Annotated in this window: 15 protein-coding genes; 8 read left to right on the forward strand and 7 right to left on the reverse strand. The window is 61.8% G+C overall.

Annotated features, from left to right (window positions below):
* The first annotated feature begins 92 nt into the window (after nt 1-92).
* Entirely contained in the window at nt 93-1,979 is a 1,887-nt protein-coding gene (locus NMG46_RS08100) for an MFS transporter (RefSeq protein ID WP_254817163.1), read from the forward strand.
* A gap of 88 nt (nt 1,980-2,067) precedes the next feature.
* Here NMG46_RS08100 and NMG46_RS08105 read toward each other — a convergent pair whose 3' ends face one another.
* Nucleotides 2,068-2,262 (reverse strand): DUF2735 domain-containing protein, encoded by a 195-nt coding sequence (locus NMG46_RS08105; protein WP_254817164.1) that lies wholly within the window; start codon nt 2,260-2,262, stop codon nt 2,068-2,070.
* A 319-nt stretch (nt 2,263-2,581) separates the two neighbouring features.
* On the opposite strand from NMG46_RS08105, the gene NMG46_RS08110 reads away from it, so the two are divergent.
* Nucleotides 2,582-3,622 (forward strand): glutamine synthetase beta-grasp domain-containing protein, encoded by a 1,041-nt coding sequence (locus NMG46_RS08110; RefSeq protein WP_254817165.1) that lies wholly within the window; start codon nt 2,582-2,584, stop codon nt 3,620-3,622.
* A 118-nt stretch (nt 3,623-3,740) separates the two neighbouring features.
* Here the strand turns inward: NMG46_RS08110 and glnA are convergent, their stop codons facing one another.
* Both glnA and NMG46_RS08120 read right to left on the reverse strand, forming a co-directional pair.
* The gene (gene glnA, locus NMG46_RS08115) at nt 3,741-5,150 is read right to left on the reverse strand and encodes a type I glutamate--ammonia ligase (RefSeq protein ID WP_254817166.1); all 1,410 of its coding nucleotides are present in this window, start codon (nt 5,148-5,150) and stop codon (nt 3,741-3,743) included.
* Nucleotides 5,151-5,203: 53 nt separating this feature from the next.
* Entirely contained in the window at nt 5,204-5,542 is a 339-nt protein-coding gene (locus tag NMG46_RS08120; RefSeq protein ID WP_019857988.1) for a P-II family nitrogen regulator, read from the reverse strand.
* A gap of 364 nt (nt 5,543-5,906) precedes the next feature.
* Here NMG46_RS08120 and NMG46_RS08125 point away from each other — a divergent pair, with 364 nt between their 5' ends.
* On the forward strand, nt 5,907-7,436 hold the full coding sequence (locus tag NMG46_RS08125) for an NAD(P)H-hydrate dehydratase (protein WP_254817167.1): 1,530 nt from the start codon (nt 5,907-5,909) through the stop codon (nt 7,434-7,436).
* On the forward strand, nt 7,433-9,436 hold the full coding sequence (locus NMG46_RS08130) for a hypothetical protein (RefSeq protein ID WP_254817168.1): 2,004 nt from the start codon (nt 7,433-7,435) through the stop codon (nt 9,434-9,436). The genes NMG46_RS08125 and NMG46_RS08130 overlap by 4 nt, the downstream gene beginning before the upstream one ends.
* A 43-nt stretch (nt 9,437-9,479) precedes the next feature.
* On the opposite strand, the gene NMG46_RS08135 is transcribed toward NMG46_RS08130, so the two are convergent.
* The 3 genes from NMG46_RS08135 to NMG46_RS08145 all read right to left on the reverse strand — a co-directional run bounded on the left by NMG46_RS08135 (nt 9,480) and on the right by NMG46_RS08145 (nt 12,088).
* Nucleotides 9,480-9,725, reverse strand: coding sequence for a hypothetical protein (locus NMG46_RS08135; RefSeq protein ID WP_254817169.1), 246 nt, complete (start codon nt 9,723-9,725; stop codon nt 9,480-9,482).
* A gap of 118 nt (nt 9,726-9,843) precedes the next feature.
* Entirely contained in the window at nt 9,844-10,548 is a 705-nt protein-coding gene (locus tag NMG46_RS08140; protein WP_254817170.1) for a M48 family metallopeptidase, read from the reverse strand.
* Between the two features lie 7 nt (nt 10,549-10,555).
* Complete coding sequence (locus tag NMG46_RS08145) at nt 10,556-12,088, reverse strand: acyl-CoA carboxylase subunit beta (protein WP_254817171.1); 1,533 nt, start codon at nt 12,086-12,088, stop codon at nt 10,556-10,558.
* Between the two features lie 387 nt (nt 12,089-12,475).
* Between NMG46_RS08145 and NMG46_RS08150 the strand changes: the two genes are divergently transcribed.
* Nucleotides 12,476-13,897 carry a DEAD/DEAH box helicase gene (locus NMG46_RS08150; RefSeq protein ID WP_254817172.1) on the forward strand — a complete coding sequence of 474 codons (1,422 nt, stop codon included), beginning with the start codon at nt 12,476-12,478 and terminating at the stop codon, nt 13,895-13,897.
* A 236-nt stretch (nt 13,898-14,133) separates the two neighbouring features.
* On the opposite strand, the gene NMG46_RS08155 is transcribed toward NMG46_RS08150, so the two are convergent.
* Nucleotides 14,134-14,955 carry an SDR family oxidoreductase gene (locus tag NMG46_RS08155; RefSeq protein WP_254817173.1) on the reverse strand — a complete coding sequence of 274 codons (822 nt, stop codon included), beginning with the start codon at nt 14,953-14,955 and terminating at the stop codon, nt 14,134-14,136.
* A 214-nt stretch (nt 14,956-15,169) separates the two neighbouring features.
* Here NMG46_RS08155 and NMG46_RS08160 point away from each other — a divergent pair, with 214 nt between their 5' ends.
* Genes NMG46_RS08160 through sseA form a run of 3 tightly spaced genes read left to right on the forward strand, consistent with a single transcriptional unit; the run spans nt 15,170 to nt 17,834 of the window.
* Nucleotides 15,170-16,204, forward strand: coding sequence for a cysteine synthase A (locus NMG46_RS08160; RefSeq protein WP_254817174.1), 1,035 nt, complete (start codon nt 15,170-15,172; stop codon nt 16,202-16,204).
* Nucleotides 16,204-16,947, forward strand: coding sequence for an alanyl-tRNA editing protein (locus NMG46_RS08165; protein WP_254817175.1), 744 nt, complete (start codon nt 16,204-16,206; stop codon nt 16,945-16,947). The genes NMG46_RS08160 and NMG46_RS08165 overlap by 1 nt, the downstream gene beginning before the upstream one ends.
* 35 nt (nt 16,948-16,982) lie before the next feature.
* Nucleotides 16,983-17,834 (forward strand): 3-mercaptopyruvate sulfurtransferase, encoded by an 852-nt coding sequence (gene sseA, locus NMG46_RS08170; RefSeq protein WP_254817176.1) that lies wholly within the window; start codon nt 16,983-16,985, stop codon nt 17,832-17,834.
* Nucleotides 17,835-17,839: the final 5 nt, after the last annotated feature.

Here is a 17,839-nt window from a genome sequence, read left to right on the forward strand (position 1 = left end):
ACCGGTGGCTGCACTGAGTCTGCGTTGCGAGGAAACGCGGGCGATGACGTGCAGCATCGAGGGCTGACGGAATCACACGGGAGGATACGCTCATGGCAATGGCATCGACCGCCGGCAAAACAAGCCGCGGCATGACACGCGAGGAGAAGAAGGTCATCTTCGCTTCCTCGCTCGGCACCGTTTTCGAATGGTACGATTTTTATCTCTACGGCTCGTTGGCCGCCTTCATCGGCGCCACCTTCTTCTCGTCGGCGCCGGAAGCGACACGCAACATCTTCGCCCTCCTCGCCTTCGCGGCCGGTTTCCTGGTGCGCCCGTTTGGCGCCCTGCTGTTCGGCCGCATCGGTGATCTCGTCGGCCGTAAATATACCTTCCTCGTCACCATGACGATCATGGGCCTGTCGACCTTCCTGGTCGGCCTTCTGCCCGGATATGCGAGCTGGGGCATCGCCGCGCCGGTGATCCTGATCATCCTGCGCATGCTGCAGGGCCTGGCGCTCGGTGGCGAATATGGCGGCGCCGCGACCTATGTCGCCGAACATGCGCCCGACGACCGCCGTGGCTACTACACGTCATGGATCCAGACGACGGCGACGCTCGGCCTGTTCCTGTCGCTGATCGTCATCCTGATCGTGCAGGCGTCGATGAGCAAGGAAACTTATGCCGCCTGGGGTTGGCGCGTTCCTTTCCTGGTCTCCTTCCTGCTGCTCGGCATCTCGCTCTGGATCCGGCTGTCGCTCTCCGAATCGCCGACCTTCCAGCGCATGAAGGACGAAGGCAAAGGCTCCAAGGCACCATTGACGGAAGCCTTCGGCCAGTGGAAGAACGCAAAAATCGCGCTGCTGGCGCTACTCGGCCTTACCGCCGGTCAGGCCGTGGTCTGGTACAACGGCCAGTTCTATGCGCTGTTCTTCCTGCAGAACGTGCTCAAGGTCGAGGCGCAATCGGTCAACATCATGATCGCCATTGCGCTGGCGATTGGCTCGATCTTCTTCGTCGTGTTCGGCTGGCTCTCCGACAAGATCGGCCGCAAGCCGATCATCATGGCCGGCCTTGCACTGGCGATCGTCTGCACCTTCCCGTTGTTCAAGGCGCTGACCTGGGCAGCCAATCCGGCGCTCGCCACCGCGCAGCAGAACACACGCGCGACGGTGACCGCGGCACCGGGAGACTGCAAGTTCCAGTTCAACCCGGTGGGCACTGCAAAGTTCACGACCTCGTGCGATATCGCCACGTCGTTTCTGACCAAGAACTCGGTGCCCTACGACGTGGTATCGACTGCGGCGCCCGGTACAGCTGCGTCGGTCAAAATCGGCAACGAGACGGTTGAGTCTTATGACGCCACTGCCGCCGGCGATCAGGCCAAGGCCAAGGATGCCGCTTTCGCCAAGGCGGTCTACACGGCACTTCGGGATGGCGGCTACCCGCTGAAGCGGGCAGCCGCCAAGGTGCCGGACCAGAAGCTCGAGGCCTTTATTGCGGCCAATCCTGAGCTGAAGCTCGATGCCGCGGCAATCCGCGCCGGCGACAAGGCTACCGTTCCGACTGACCAGGCGATCAAGGACAAGCTGCTGACTGCCGACGAGGCTGCGGGAGCCCCCGAGGTCACCGTCTATACCGTACCCGGCGGCGGTCCCTTCGCCATGTTTGCCGACCCTGCAGCGGTCAACTGGCCGATGACGATCGCCATCCTGTTCATCCTCGTGGTCTTCGTCACGATGGTGTACGGGCCGATCGCCGCGATCCTGGTCGAGATGTTCCCGACCCGCATCCGCTACACCGGCATGTCGCTGCCCTATCACATCGGCAATGGCTGGTTCGGCGGGCTGCTGCCGGCGACGGTGTTCGCGCTTAGCGCCTACAAGGGCGATATCTACTACGGTCTCTGGTACCCGGTGGTGATCGCGGCGATGTCGCTGATCATAGGCATGATCTTTATCAGGGATACGCTCGGAACGGACCTGCACACCAAGCAGTAGCCGGCCTGTCCCGGTTCAAAGCAAAGCCCGGCGCGAGCGATCGCGCCGGGCTTTGCAATTCATCAAATACCCGGGGGAGGGGAAGGTCCTAGCTCTTCCGATCCTGTTTCGCTTCCTCGATCGCTGCCTCATGATACCAGGCACTTTCGAAATCCGTTCGGTTGCGCAAAGAAGCAAGTTCTGCCGCGAACTTAGCCTTTCCGCTTAAATTTGAGGCAGAGGCACGCGCTGCCACCGGGAACATCAGGATTTTGGCCGACTGACGAGTGGAAGTGATTTCCATTGTCGGTTTCCTTTCTTCGACAGAACCTTGCCGATTCAACCTTTCCCCAACATAGGTTCAGCAACCGAATTAGGCAACATGATTACGAAAAGATCAGTACTTGCATATTATTTGTGCAAAATATGCTTGTGGATGATCCGAGCGCAGCATGACGGCGGACCAGCGATTTTGGGTGGATACAACCCCCCTTTTGCCGCATCCGTCGCCGGGGAGAATGGCACACGAATTGCATTTTACTAGTCCGGCAGGTCGGCTGCTGGATAGGCCGGCTCGCCCCGGCGCCATCCAGGGTTCGGTGATCAAGCAACGAGAGGCTAGAATGACGAAATACAAGCTCGAGTACATTTGGCTCGATGGATACACCCCGGTTCCCAACCTCCGCGGAAAAACGCAGGTCAAGGACTACGCCGAGTTTCCGACGCTCGACCAGCTTCCGCTGTGGGGTTTCGACGGTTCTTCGACCATGCAGGCCGAGGGCCACAGCTCCGACTGCGTTTTGAAGCCGGTCGCCGTTTATCCGGATCCCGCCCGCACCAACGGCGCGCTCGTCATGTGCGAGGTCATGATGCCGGACGGCGTGACGCCGCACGCGTCCAACAAACGCGCCACCATTCTCGACGACGAGGGCGCCTGGTTCGGCTTCGAGCAGGAATATTTCTTCTACAAGGACGGCCGTCCGCTCGGCTTCCCCGAGAGTGGCTATCCGGCGCCGCAAGGCCCGTACTACACTGGCGTCGGCTACAGCAATGTCGGCTCCGTCGCCAGGCAGATCGTCGAGGAGCATCTCGACCTTTGCCTTGCCGCCGGCATCAATCATGAAGGCATCAACGCCGAGGTGGCCAAAGGCCAGTGGGAATTCCAGATCTTTGGCAAGGGCTCCAAGAAGGCCGCCGACCAGATGTGGATGGCGCGCTATTTGTTGCAGCGCCTGACCGAGAAGTACGGCATCGACATCGAGTACCACTGCAAGCCGCTCGGCGACACCGATTGGAACGGCTCCGGCATGCATGCCAACTTCTCGACCGCCTATATGCGCGAAGTCGGCGGCAAGGGCTATTTCGAGGCGCTGATGGCAGCCTTCGACAAAAACCTGATGGACCACATCGCCGTCTATGGGCCGGACAACGACAAGCGTTTGACCGGCAAGCACGAGACCGCGCCCTGGAACAGGTTCAGCTACGGCATCGCCGACCGCGGCGCTTCGATCCGCGTGCCGCATTCTTTTATCAACAACGGCTACAAGGGCTATCTCGAGGATCGCCGTCCGAACTCGCAGGGCGACCCCTACCAGATCGCTTCGCAGATATTGAAGACGATCGCCTCCGTCCCGACCAGCGCCGAGGTTTCGGCCGCCGCTTGAGAATGCGTTCACGGCGCGGACCTCGGGTGTCTCCGCCGTGACTTTCGTTCCCATCGCACTGCATAAAAAACCCCGGCGTAACGGCCGGGGTTTTTTCTACGTGACTATGAGGTTCGGATCACACCGAGTAATACATATCGTATTCGACCGGATGCGGCGTCATTTCGAAGCGCATCACCTCGGCCATCTTGAGCTCGATATAGCTGTCGATCTGGTCGTCGTCGAAGACGCCGCCGGCCTTCAGGAACCCGCGGTCCTTGTCGAGGCTCTGCAGGGCTTCGCGCAGCGACCCGCAGACGGTCGGGATCTTCTTCAATTCCTTCGGCGGCAGGTCGTAGAGATCCTTGTCCATCGGCTGTCCCGGGTGGATCTTGTTCTTGATGCCGTCGAGGCCGGCCATCAGCATGGCGGCAAAGGCGAGATAGGGGTTGGCACCAGGATCGGGGAAGCGGACCTCGACGCGCTTGGATTTCGGCGACGAGCCGAACGGAATGCGGCACGAGGCCGAGCGGTTGCGTGCCGAATAGGCGAGCAGCACCGGCGCTTCATAGCCCGGAACCAGGCGCTTGTAGGAATTGGTCAGCGGGTTGGTGAAGGCGTTGATCGCCTTCGCATGCTTGATGATGCCACCGATGTAGAACAGGCAGCTCTCGGACAGGCCGGCATATTCGTTGCCGGCGAAAGTCGGCTTGCCTTCCTTCCAGATCGACTGGTGGACATGCATGCCCGAGCCATTGTCGCCGAACACCGGCTTCGGCATGAAAGTGGCCGTCTTCCCATAGGCGTTGGCGACCTGGTGCACGACATATTTGTAGATCAGCATCTTGTCGGCGTTGCGGACCAGCGTGTCGAACTTGATGCCGAGCTCGTGCTGCGCGGCGGCCACTTCGTGATGGTGCTTTTCAACGCGCACGCCCATTTCGGCGAGCACAGTGAGCATTTCCGAACGCATGTCCTGTGCCGAATCGATCGGCGGCACCGGGAAATAGCCGCCCTTGATGCGCGGCCGGTGACCGAGATTGCCGGTCTCATAGTCGGTGTCGTCATTGGACGGCAGTTCGGTGGAATCCAGCCTGAAGCCGGTGTTGTAGGGATCGGCCTTGTACTTGACGTCGTCGAACACGAAGAACTCGGCTTCAGGACCGACGAAGATCTGGTCGCCGATGCCTTCGGCCTTCATGTAGGCCTCGGCCTTCTTGGCGGTGCCGCGGGGGTCGCGGTTGTAGGATTCTCCCGAGATCGGATCGAGAATGTCGCACAGGATGACCATGGTCGACTGGGCGAAGAACGGGTCCATATGCACCGTATCCGCATCGGGCATCAGCACCATGTCGGACTCGTTGATCGCCTTCCAGCCGGCGATCGAGGAACCGTCGAACATGACGCCATCGGCAAACATGTCTTCCTCGACCTCGACGACATCCATCGTTACGTGCTGCAGTTTGCCCTTCGGATCGGTGAAGCGCAGATCAACGAACTTCACGTCGTTGTCTTTGATCTGCTTCATGATGTCTTTGGCTGTCGTCATGTCCCTGCTTCCCTATGTGATGACGTTTGAACGTGGCCTTTTAACGGGAAAATTCAGACGGCGTCCATGCCGGTTTCGCCGGTGCGGATGCGCACCACTTCCTCGATGTTCGAGACGAAGATCTTGCCGTCGCCGATACGGCCGGTCTGGGCCGCTTTGCGGATGGCTTCGATCGCGGCTTCGACCGCATCGTCGCCGAGCACGACCTCGATTTTCACCTTTGGCAGGAAGTCGACGACATATTCGGCGCCGCGATAAAGCTCGGTGTGGCCCTTCTGGCGGCCAAAGCCCTTGGCTTCGGTCACGGTGATGCCTTGCAGCCCGGCCTCCTGAAGCGCTTCTTTCACTTCGTCTAGCTTGAACGGCTTGATGATCGCTTCGATCTTTTTCATGTAAAAAGTGGCCTCCACTGCCAAAAAAGACGGGTTGTGAGCCCCGCTTGCGCCTCAATCAAGCACGAACTGTGCCAATTGATGGGGCGCCGAGCAGCCTCACATGATTTGGATACCATGCCGCGCAGGAATGTACATTCGCATCATTCGCTGCGTCGGATGCGCCATGAACGCCGCGAGCCTACACACCGCTGGTCCTGCCGTCCGCACAAATATTGGGCAGATCGGATATTTCATGAGCAGCTGCGCGCCGTCGTCCCGAACGAGGTGCGCCGCCAAATTTGCTTGGGGACCTTCGTTGTTTGCGTCGGATCAAAAACTGGACAATGCTTGGGGAAATGATGTGCATGTCGCCTGATATTTCATGAGCAACGAACTTTTGTCTCCCTCCGAAATGGCCGAGGCCGACCGGCTGGCGATTGCCGCCGGTCCATTCGACGGTATTGGCCTGATGCGCAATGCCGGCGCCGCGGTTGCCGCCGTAGTGCTCAAGCGCTACCCGGCGGCGACACGCGTCCACGTGCTTTGCGGCCCCGGTAACAATGGCGGCGACGGCTATGTCGTGGCCCGCATCCTTCGGGAGAGCGCCGTCGATGTCTCTGTGTGGGCGTCCGGATCGCCCAAAGGCGGCCGTGATGCGGCACTCGCTGCCTCGGAATGCCCGGTTGAAGCTCGGCCGCTGTCGGATTTCGTTGCCGAGGTGGGCTCCGTCGTGGTTGACGCGCTCTATGGGGCGGGGCTGTCCAAGCCGCTGTCCGGCGACGCCGCCAAGGTGATCGACATTGCGGCCGAATTGAACTTGCCGGTTGTGGCGGTCGACCTGCCGTCGGGCGTTTCAGGCGAGAGCGGCAATGTGTTACGAAAGGCCTTCCGGGCCCGGACCACGGTGACCTTCGCGCGAAAAAAGCCAGGCCATCTGCTGTTGCCGGGGCGCGAGCTGTGCGGCGACATCGAGCTCGCCGATATCGGCATAGACAACAGCATCGTTGCGCAGCTTCAACCGCGAACATTCGAGAACATTCCGGCGCTCTGGCTTGACCGCCTTCCGGTTCCGGCGGTCGACGCCCATAAATACAAGCGCGGCCATGTTGGCGTCTTTTCCGGCGGACCGTCGGCGACGGGTGCTGCGCGGCTGTCGGCGCTTGCCGCGGCCCGGAGCGGGGCAGGGGCCGTCACCTTGCTGTCGCCGGCGAACGCCATGCAGGTGAACGCGGCGCATCTGACCTCGGTCATGCTGCACAAGATAGACACTATCGCGGATGTGGACGAATTCGTCGGCAGCCGCCGCCCATCGGCCTTCGTGCTTGGCCCGGGATTTGGCATCGGGGAGAAAACGCGCGATTTTGCCCTGGTCGTACTCGGCAACGCCCATGGGCAGGGCAGCGGGATCGACGGGCTGGTGCTCGACGCCGACGGCATCACCTCGTTTCGCGACGCGCCGGATGCCCTGTTCGAAGCCGCCCGTCGATCGAAAACGCCGGCTCTGGTGATGACGCCGCATGAGGGCGAGTTCGCCAAGCTTTTTCCCGATGTCGCCGGGCACCACGATTTGTCCAAGCTCGCCAAAGCCCGCGCCGCCGCTAAGCGTGCCAGTGCTATCCTCGTCTACAAGGGCGCCGACACAGTGATCGCGGCCCCCAATGGCCGGGCAGCGATCAATAGCAATGGTGCCTCATGGCTGGCTACCGCCGGTTCGGGCGATGTGCTGTCGGGCATCATCGCCGGGTTGCTGGCTCAGGGCATGCCAGCCTTCGAAGCGGCCTGTGCTGCAGTCTGGATCCATGCCGAGACCGGCAGCCGTTTCGGACCGGGGCTGATCGCCGAGGACCTGCCGCTGGCGCTGGTGCCGGTGCTGCGCGAGCTCGTTGAAAGCCGCGGGATGGCTGCCGAATGAACCGCCTGACTGCGCTGCTCGTTGCGATCATTAGTGCCATGTCCATGGTACAGGCCGCGAACGCCGAAACTCCGCTAACCATCGTCGACGACCCGGCCATTCTCGCCGAGCTTGACAGCAAGGGCTATGGTTTCGCCGGCATTTTCGGCGTCGATGGCAAGGGCGATTTGAAGACTCTCTACGACAAGGCGCCGGCCTATCATGCGATCGTCGAAACGATTGCAAGCGACGTCGCAGCATTGCGGGCCGAGATGAAGGCCGGCGGCCGGCCGCTTTACGAGGTGACCGACGGCAATGTCGGCCGTGTCATGGACATGCGCTGGCTGAGGACCGATGCCGCGCGCTTCCGTCTCGTCGGCATAGTCAACCGGCTCGATCGGCGCGACTTCGCCGCGCTGCAAGGCGACACGAGTTGCGGCGAAGTGCGCTTTATCTATCGCCTCGCCTACAGCTTCAAGAAGAACGGCAAGGTTTTGGCCTCGCGCCTGCCGTTCAATTTCAGTGCCATCTACAATGTCGCGCCGGATGCCGATGGCGGTTGTGTCGGCGTCGCCGGACGCTGGGCGCCACAACTCGACGAGAGCGTCGATGCCGGCTGGCTGCTCGGCGGGCCGCTGGAAAGAGCGGCACTCACCTTCAAGCAGCTCGAGCTCAATGCGCAAGTGGTCCGCTTCCCCTCCGGCCAGGAGACCGAATTCGGCGGACAGGCCGCCTATCTCATGCGCATTTTCGGCATCGACGGCGGGGCTGTCAGTGAAAGACCGCTGGAAAACACGCCCGACACGGCACGTCTCGCCGACGACGCTGCGCTGAAAGCAAGACTTGCCGACTATGTCCGCACCAATGTCGCGGCAATCGACTCCGGCGTCTACCAAATCCCCGATAAATTCTTGGCAAAGAAGGTAGTCTCATGGTCGACTTTCGGCAGCGCAAGGCAGGCCAACCACCCGTTCACGCCACTGTTCCGGCCCGCGGATTTCGCCGGGCTCGATTATTCCAAGCGGAAGCTGGTGCGCACGCCAGAAGCATTGGTCGAGCGGCTGGACAATGGCGCCTGCCAGGGCTGCCATCAGGCGGGTTCGACCGCCGGGTTCCACTTTATCGGCCTGGATGACAAGACGACCTCGCCGCTCAACCGCATCGAGGTCGGTATCTCACCGCATCTCCACGCCGACATCCCGCGCCGCGTCGCCTGGCTGCAGGCGACTGCGAGGGGTAAGGAACCGAACCGCTTCCGCCCGCTGTCCTTCGCGCCGCCGGCGACATGGAACGATGCCGGCGAAATTGCCTATTCGCCGGCCGAAATGGCGATGCCCTGCTTCATGCCAGAAGATGCAGCCCGCTTCGGCGCGACTTGGCAATGCGGCGGCGGCACCGTCTGCACGCCGCTAGCGACCGCGTCCGGCGTGCGCACCAAGCTGGCGCAATGTCTGTTGCCCAAGGACAGCGAAAACATATTCTCCGGCCATCCGTGCCTGACCGGCTCGATCACCAGCAACCCGGCGCAACCTTTCAATGACCGCTATATCATCACCGGCCAGTTCGCGGCGTTCGCGCCAGGCATTTCGCGTACCGGCTACACCTGCCGACCGCCGAAGATCGGCGTGCCGGCGGGTATCGCCTATCGCGGCTGCGACGATCGGGATCGCAGCTTTGCCGCCTTCAAACCGGGCAAGCCGATGCCGAACGAGATTTGCGGATTGGTCGGCGGCAAAAAATTCGACACCTGCGTGGCGACCAATAATTTCGACCAGTGCCTGGGCGGCGCTGTCAATCGCGGTAATCGTCCCGCCTGCTCTACCGACCATTTCTGTCGCGAGGATTACATGTGCCAGTCGCTGCCGCCCGATACGCCGGGCATCGGCAAGGTGAAAGGCATCGGCTTCTGCTCGCCGACCTATTTCATCTTCCAGATGCGCATCGACAATCACGCCACGCCGTGGTCGGGCGCTGTCAGCGCGACGATGGGAGCCGGGTTCGGAGCGGCGGAAGCGGAATAGGCGGACGACTCTGACATTGGCCGTAGTAGCTCCAGGCGGACAGCTATCGATCGAGGTCGTCGGCGATGTTCGATGTCCATTCACCGTCGAAGTGCCGGACGCGTTCGGCGACGATCGTATCGCTCAGCAGGCTCGACAAGGCGGAAACCAGAATTGGTTCTATCTTTGGAACCAAGCTAAATCCAAGAGCAATCAGACGTTCGGACCAGGGCGGATGGTCCGAGCTTTCGTTATCGGGCGCGTCCCACGCTTTTTGCGCATACTCCTGCAGGATGGGAAGTCTCGACAAGTGAACTGCGCCGCGAGGATCCTTTCGAGTGGTGGACGAGGCGGCGTCATGGCGCCAAGCAGTTCACGCCGGATCGGACTGTAGACCTGATCATCGAAAAACGCACTGGCAGCACCGATCAGTAGCAGGGCGCGGGCCGCTTCATATGCGTCGCCGGACATCGCTGCATGGCGATCGCGTCAATTTCCGCCCGCCGCGACAACCGTATTTCTTCGCGCTCCAGCGTGCGCGACAGCGGACCAAGCAACCAGTAGAACAGGCTGCCCGAAACGGTTTTTCCCGGAGGAGCGAAGTCGAAGATTAGATCGAAGCTTTTTTCGAGTTCGGCCAGGTTGAGGCCGCCGTTTGTGTCCTTGTTTCTCAGATGTGCGTTCTCATGGACCAAGATCGCGGCAAAAGCCTTTTGGTCGGTCACTGCGAGCAGAGGAAGGCCGATGGTGAGAATCGCCCTACGGCCAAGCAGCCCCAGAAACGGCCGCTCTTCACCGATACTGGCGTTGAGATCGGGGCTCAGCACGATGGTCGTCCGGCTGGCGCGGTGTTTTCCGGCAATACTCTCCCAGATGACCCATAATTTCGGGGCTGATTCCCGAGCGATCCCCTCCACCTTGCTGGGTCGAAAACCGGCGAACAATGTCCCGATCAACAGAACCATGCCCAGCATCGCAGCTGGGATCGCAACAACGCCAGCCGCGATGACGGCGAGCGAATGCCGGTCGAGAAACCAGAACCATAAGACTATTGGGCAGAACAGCGGCAGAGCGAAAAGCAGGACGGCAAACCTGCCGAAGCGCGTTCCCATGTAGAGGATCAGGCGCGACATCAGCGCCTCACAGCGGAATATTGTCGTGTTTCTTCCAGGGGTTCTGCATGTCCTTGTTGCGCAGCATCCTGAGTGCGCGGGCGATGCGCCGGCGGGTCGAATGCGGCATGATCACCTCGTCCACATAGCCGCGCTCGGCGGCAACGAAGGGCGAAAGGAAGCGATCCTCGTAAGCCTTTGTATGCGCAGCAATTTTCTCCGCATCGCCGATGTCCTTGCGGTAGATGATCTCGACCGCGCCCCTGGCGCCCATGACGGCAATCTGCGCCGTAGGCCAGGCATAGTTCATGTCGCCGCGCAAATGCTTTGATGCCATAACGTCATAGGCGCCGCCATAGGCCTTTCTGGTGATGACGGTGATCTTTGGCACGGTCGCTTCGGCATAGGCGAACAGAAGCTTGGCCCCATGTTTGATCAGCCCGCCATACTCCTGCGCGGTGCCGGGCAGGAAGCCCGGAACGTCCACGAAGGTGACGATCGGGATCGAGAAGCAGTCGCAGAAGCGTACGAAGCGCGCCGCCTTGCGGCTGGCGTCGGCATCGAGCACGCCGGCCAGCACCATCGGCTGGTTGGCGACGAAGCCGACGGTGCGGCCCCCGACACGGCCGAAGCCGGTGACGATGTTTTTCGCAAAATTCTGCTGGATTTCGAAGAAGTCACCCTCGTCGGCAACTTTAAGGATCAACTCCTTGATGTCGTAGGGTTTGTTGGCATTGTCGGGAATCAGCCTGTCGAGCGACAGATCGTGATCGGTGACCGACTGGTGGCATTCGATCTCGGGAATTTCCGCCGTGTTGGAGGCGGGCAGCAGATCGACCAGCCGGCGCATCTGCAACAGCGCCTCGACGTCATTGTCGTAGGCTCCGTCGGCGATCGAGGACTTCGTCGTGTGGACGGAAGCGCCGCCGAGGCTTTCGGCGGTGACTGTCTCGTTGGTGACGGTCTTCACCACATCCGGCCCGGTGACGAACATGTAGGAGGTGCCGCGGACCATGAAGATGAAGTCGGTCATCGCCGGCGAATAGACGTCGCCGCCTGCGCAAGGGCCCATGATCAGCGAAATCTGTGGGATGACCCCGGAGGCCAGAACATTGCGCTGGAAGATCTCGGCGTAGCCGCCGAGCGCCGCCACGCCTTCCTGGATGCGGGCGCCGCCGGCGTCGTAGATGCCGATGATCGGCGCGCGGTTGCGCAATGCCATCTCCTGCACCTTGACTACCTTTTCGGCATGCGCCTCGGACAGCGAGCCGCCGAACACGGTGAAATCCTTGGCGAAAAGATAGACCGGGCGACCGTTGATGGTGCCCCAGCCGGTAACGACGCCATCGCCGGCGATCTTGGTTTTCTCCATGCCGAAATCGGTCGAGCGGTGCTCGACGAACATGTCGAACTCCTCGAACGAGCCTTCGTCGAGGAAGACCTCGATGCGCTCACGGGCGGTGAGCTTGCCCTTCTTGTGCTGAGCCTCGATGCGGGCTCGGCCGCCGCCCATGCGGGCGATCTCGCGGCGCCGCTCCAGTTCCTTCAGCACGTCCTTCATGACCGGTCCCCAAAACGGAAAGCTGGATTGTGGTAATCGTGGCAGCAAGTGAGCGCAAGCGCCGCTTCGCCATGGCTTTTGCTGCGCTGCAGCATCCGACCCCTTGCATTCCGAAGCGAACTGGGCCATATGCGGCGGCATAGGCGCTTGGGCCGGGACACTCCGGCCTTCTCGACGAATGAGACTGGTTGCGTCTGTTTTCCCTCTTCCCGTCATATCGGCAAGGTGGCGAAAAAGCCCCGTGGCATGAAGCCTGCGGGCACGACAGCGCAGCCGTGTGGACGATGACGTCCGCCCGCCTTGTCGTTTCATGACAATTTTCGACGGCAGGTTGCGCCCTGCCGCCATCGATGTTTGCGGCCAGAAGCCGCATGAAAGAAGAACATTTTGACCAATGAAAACACTTTGACCGGTGAGAACACTGGGGAACTGACCGGTTTCGCCGCACTTGGAATTAGCGGTGCACTGCTCAAGGCCACCCATGCCGCCGGCTTTACCGATCCCAAGCCGATTCAGGCGCAGGCTATCCCGCCGCAGCTCGAAGGCCGCGACATTTTCGGCATCGCCCAGACCGGCTCGGGCAAGACCGCGGCGTTCGCGCTGCCGATCCTGTCGAAGATCATCGCGCTTGGCACCAAGCGCCGGCCGAAGACGGCTCGTGCGCTGATCCTGGCGCCGACGCGCGAGCTCGCCGTACAGATCGAGGACACCATCAAGATTCTCGCTAAGGGCGCACATGTCTCGACCGCGCTGGTGCTTGGCGGCGTCTCGCGCTTCAGCCAGGTCAAGAAGGTTGCACCCGGCGTCGACATCCTGATCGCCACGCCTGGCCGGCTGACCGATCTGGTGCGTGAGGGCGATCTCGTACTTGCCGACACCAAATGGCTGGTGCTCGACGAAGGCGACCGCATGCTCGACATGGGCTTCATCAACGACGTCAAGCGCATCGCCAGGGCGACGGCGCCGGACCGTCAGACGGTGCTGTTCTCGGCGACCATGCCGGCCGAAATCGCCGAGCTGGCGAAAGGCTTGCTGAAGAACCCGATCCGCGTCGAGGTCGCCCCCCACAGCACTGCGGCCGCGGAGATCGTGCAGGGCGTCGTCTTTGCCCGCACCAAGCAGAAACGTCAGGTGTTGTCGGCGATGCTCGCCGACGAGGCGATGAAGTCCGTTATCATCTTTTCGCGCACCAAGCATGGTGCCGACAGGGTGACCAAGGACCTCGAGCGCGACGGCTTCAAGGCCGCCGTTATCCACGGCAACAAGTCGCAGAATGCCCGCCAGAAGGCGCTCAACGATTTCCGCGAAGGCTCGGTGCGAATTCTCGTGGCGACCGACATTGCAGCACGCGGCATCGATGTGCCCGGCATTAGCCATGTGGTGAATTTCGATCTGCCGGACGAGGCGGAGAGCTATGTCCACCGCATCGGCCGCACCGGCCGTAACGGCATGGATGGCATCGCCATCACGCTTTGCGACCCTTCGGAAAACGCCAAGCTGCGCCAGGTCGAGCGTATCATCCGCACCAAGCTGCCGATCGTTGCCGATCATCTCGGCAGCCCCGATCCGCAGCGCAATCCGGCCGAGAAGAACGAGCGCAGCTTCGAGCCGGCCAACGATCGCAACGACCACAACGGCCGTCGCGACGGCAGGCGTCCCGGCGGCGCCAACAACGGCTTCGCCAAGAAGCGTTTCGGCGGCGACAAGCCGGCCTTTGCGGGCGACCGCAAGCCGGAAGGCGCCAAGCCCTTCAAGGGCAACAACAAGCGCCGCTTCGGCGGCAAGCGGCCGGCTGCGCGGGCGGCATGACCTGACCGTTTTGCGTCCGGCCAAGCCTGGCTTGGTTACTCACGATTGAAAAGGGCGACCGGAGTGACGCTTCGGTCGCCCTTTGCTTGAGGCCTTTGGTTTACTTCACCACCGCCTCGACCCACACGACAATCCGCTGCGCGAGGGAAGCCGTGGTCGATGGCGCGAGCGCGTCGCCGGCAATGACGTGGCGCCCCAGCGACCCGCAAACACGATCCGTCGCCGCGTCACCGATCCTATTCGACCGGTGGCTTGCGGTCGAAATTCAGCGGCCGCGCATTCCAGCGGGTGACCGTGCTGATCACCCATCGGCAGAACGGCCTCGGCAGCATCCTGAGCAGCTTCAGCGTCCAGCTCAGGCGGCGTGGGAAAGTGACTTCGAAGCCGCCGCATTCGATGCCTTGCGCGATACGGCGCGAGGCCAGGTTGACCGGCATCAAGCCCGGCATCGGCAGGAAGTTCTTCTCAGTCAGCCGCGTGTCGACAAAGCCCGGATTAATCACCTGGATGCGGACGTTCATTTTGTCGAAATCGTATTTCAGCGACTCGGCCAGGATATTGACTGCCGCCTTGGTGCCGCCATAGGCGGCGGTAGTGGGCCAGCCGAAATAGGCGGTGACCGAACCGATCAGCACGACATGGCCGCGCGAGCGCACGCGCATGCGTTCGATGACCGGCACCAGGCCATTGATGATGCCGAAATAATTGACTTCGAAAGACCGACGGAAATTGCGCGCGACAAGATCCTCGCCCGGCGTTGCGATATAGCTTCCCGCGTTGAACACTGCCAACACGATCGGACCGAGATTTTTCTCGATCGCTGCAACCGTCTCTGCCATGCGTTTTTCGTCGGTCACGTCGCAAGGAAAGGCTGCGACACGCCCCGACATCTGCGCCGTTTCGACGATGAGCGTATCGATCGGATGGTCATCGGGCGCAGTCACCGCGATGACATAGCCCTGAGCGGCAAGATCCTTGGCCAGCGAACGGCCGATACCGCTGCTGCCGCCCGTAATCCAGGCGACGCCATGCTTCGGATTGGCCCGATAGAGTGTCATGCTGCGCCCCGCCGGCTCTACTTAACCTGCGCTCTACCGGTGAAGAAATCGAATGAAAAGAGTGCTTTTCGGTACATCGTTGAAATGAATACCGGCTGGACGCCCCTGGGTGCAGGAATTGCAGTGTGCGAATGCGACTGGACCAGGCAAATTCTTGCCTTGAAACCGAAGCTTCGGGTTTCTAGGGTTTCGCCGCACCCACAAAGGAATCTCCATGCCCCGTTCTGTGATCGACGTGATCGGCAACACGCCCCTGATCCGCCTCAACAAGGCCTCGGAAGCAACCGGCTGCGAGATCCTGGGCAAGGCCGAATTCATGAATCCCGGGCAGTCGGTCAAGGACCGCGCCGGCCTGTTTATCATCCGCGATGCGGAGCAGCGCGGGTTGCTGCGGCCCGGCGGCGTCATCGTCGAGGGGACGGCCGGAAATACCGGCATCGGCTTGACACTGGTTGCCAAGGCGCTCGGCTACCGCACGGTGATCGTCATTCCCGACACCCAGAGCCAGGAGAAGAAGGATACAATCAAACTGCTCGGCGCCGAGCTGATCGAAGTGCCCGCGGTGCCTTACAAGAACCCGAACAACTACGTGAAGCTGTCGGGCCGGCTGGCCGAGCAGATGGCGAAGACCGAGCCGAACGGCGCGATCTGGGCCAACCAGTTCGACAATGTCGCCAACCGTGACGGCCATATCCGCACTACGGCCGAAGAAATCTGGAACCAGACCGATGGCAAGGTGGATGGTTTCGTGTCGGCGGTCGGTTCCGGCGGCACTCTGGCAGGCGTCGGTTTCGGGCTGAAGGCCAAGAACAGCCAAGTCAAGATAGCGCTGGCCGATCCGCTGGGGGCTGCGCTCTATTCCTTCTACACCAGCGGCGAGCTGAAATCCGAGGGCAGTTCGATCACCGAAGGCATCGGGCAGGGGCGGATCACCGCCAATCTCCAAGGCTTTACACCCGATTTTGCTTTCCAGATCCCCGACGAGGACGCACTGCCGATCATATTCGACCTGATCCAGGAGGAGGGGCTTTGCGTTGGCGGTTCGACCGGCATCAACATTGCCGGCGCCATTCGCCTGGCGCGCGAGCTAGGCCCCGGCCACACCATCGTGACCATGCTTTGCGACTACGGCACGCGCTACCAGTCGAAGCTGTTCAATCCTGAATTCCTGCGCGAAAAGAAGCTGCCGGTGCCGGGGTGGATGGAGCAACAGAGCACGATTTCGGTACCGTTCGAAAGGGTTGCGTGATGGCGCACAAGACCGAAGCGCTGTTTCGTGACGACGCCTATCTGGGGACGGCCGACGCCACTGTCGTCGCAGTCAACGATCGCGGCGGCATCATTCTGGACCGGACGGTGTTTTACGCCACGTCGGGCGGGCAGCCGGGCGACACCGGCAGCCTCGAGCGCGCCGACGGCACCGGCATAGCGATTGCCGCTACGATCACCGGCGAAACCAAGGACGAGATCATCCATGTGCCGGCGCTGGAGCAGGCAGTTCCAAAGGTGGGCGAGCGCATGCGGCTCGCCATCGACTGGCCGCGGCGGCAGTTGCTGATGCGCATGCATTCTGCCTGCCACCTGCTTACCGTCGTCTGCCCGTTCCCGATCACCGGCGCCGCGGTTTCCGAGGACGACAGCCGTATCGATTTCGACATCCCGGACGCCGGCTTTACCAAGGAAGACGTGACGGCCAGACTGATGGAGCTGGTGCGGGCCGACCACCCGATCTTCACCCGGCTCATTTCCGACGAGGAACTGGCATCCAATCCGGGCCTGGTGAAATCCAAGAATGTGCGGCCTCCGGCTGGCACGGGAAAGATCCGATTGGTCTGCATCGGCGAGAACGCCTCGATCGACAGCCAGCCTTGCGGCGGCACCCATGTAAAGAGCACCGGCGAAATCGGCGAGATCCATATCGGCAAGATCGAGAAGAAGGGCCGCGAGAACCGGCGCTTCCGCATTCGCTTTGGTCCTATGCCGCCAGCCTGATATAGGACTGCGACAGGCGGGACAGGAGAGAAAAGATGGCCGACGACAGTCCTTTCACCATCGATGCCGATTGGTTGCAAAAGCAGCTCGGCAAGCCCGGCCTGACGATTGTCGACGCGTCCTGGTATCTGCCGGCCCAAAAGCGCGACGCGCGCGCGGAGTATGACGCAGCGCATATTCCAGGCGCCCGCTTCCTTGACCAGGATGCGGTTTCGGACCCCGACGTGGCTCTGCCGCACACGCTGCCGTCGCCGCAGCATTTCGCGCAATATGTCGGCGCGATGGGTATTTCGGCCGATGACACGATTGTTGTCTATGACGGGCCAGGGTTCTTTTCTGCACCGCGCGCCTGGTGGTTGTTTCGCGTCATGGGCGTATTCCAGGTCTATATTCTCGACGGCGGCTTCGACCGTTGGAAAGCCGCCGGACGGCCGGTGACGGCGGAGCCGACGAAGATCGCGCCTTGCGTGTTTTATGCCAACTTCGATGCCGCCCGCGTCGCCAGCCTTGCCGATATGCGCCGGATCGTCGAGACGGGGGAGAGCCAGATCGCCGACGCGCGCTCGCCTGGCCGTTTTGCCGGCACCGAGCCGGAGCCGCGCCCCGGCATCCGCTCCGGTCATATGCCGGGCGCGCACAACGTGCCGTTTTCGGCGCTTTCGGAAAACGGCGAATTGTTGCCAAAGGACAGGCTACGCAACGTGATCGAAGGAGCGGGCATCGACCTGTCGAAGCCGGTCGTCACCTCCTGCGGGTCGGGCGTCACCGCGGCAGCCATCACGCTGGCTTTGGAGACGCTTGGCCATGCCGACAACAGGCTTTATGACGGTTCGTGGACCGAATGGGGCGGGCTTTCCGACACGCCCGTCGTGACGGGCAAGGACTGACGGTG

Source organism: Mesorhizobium sp. LMG 17147, from assembly GCF_024297145.1.
Classification (GTDB): Bacteria; Pseudomonadota; Alphaproteobacteria; order Rhizobiales; family Rhizobiaceae; genus Mesorhizobium.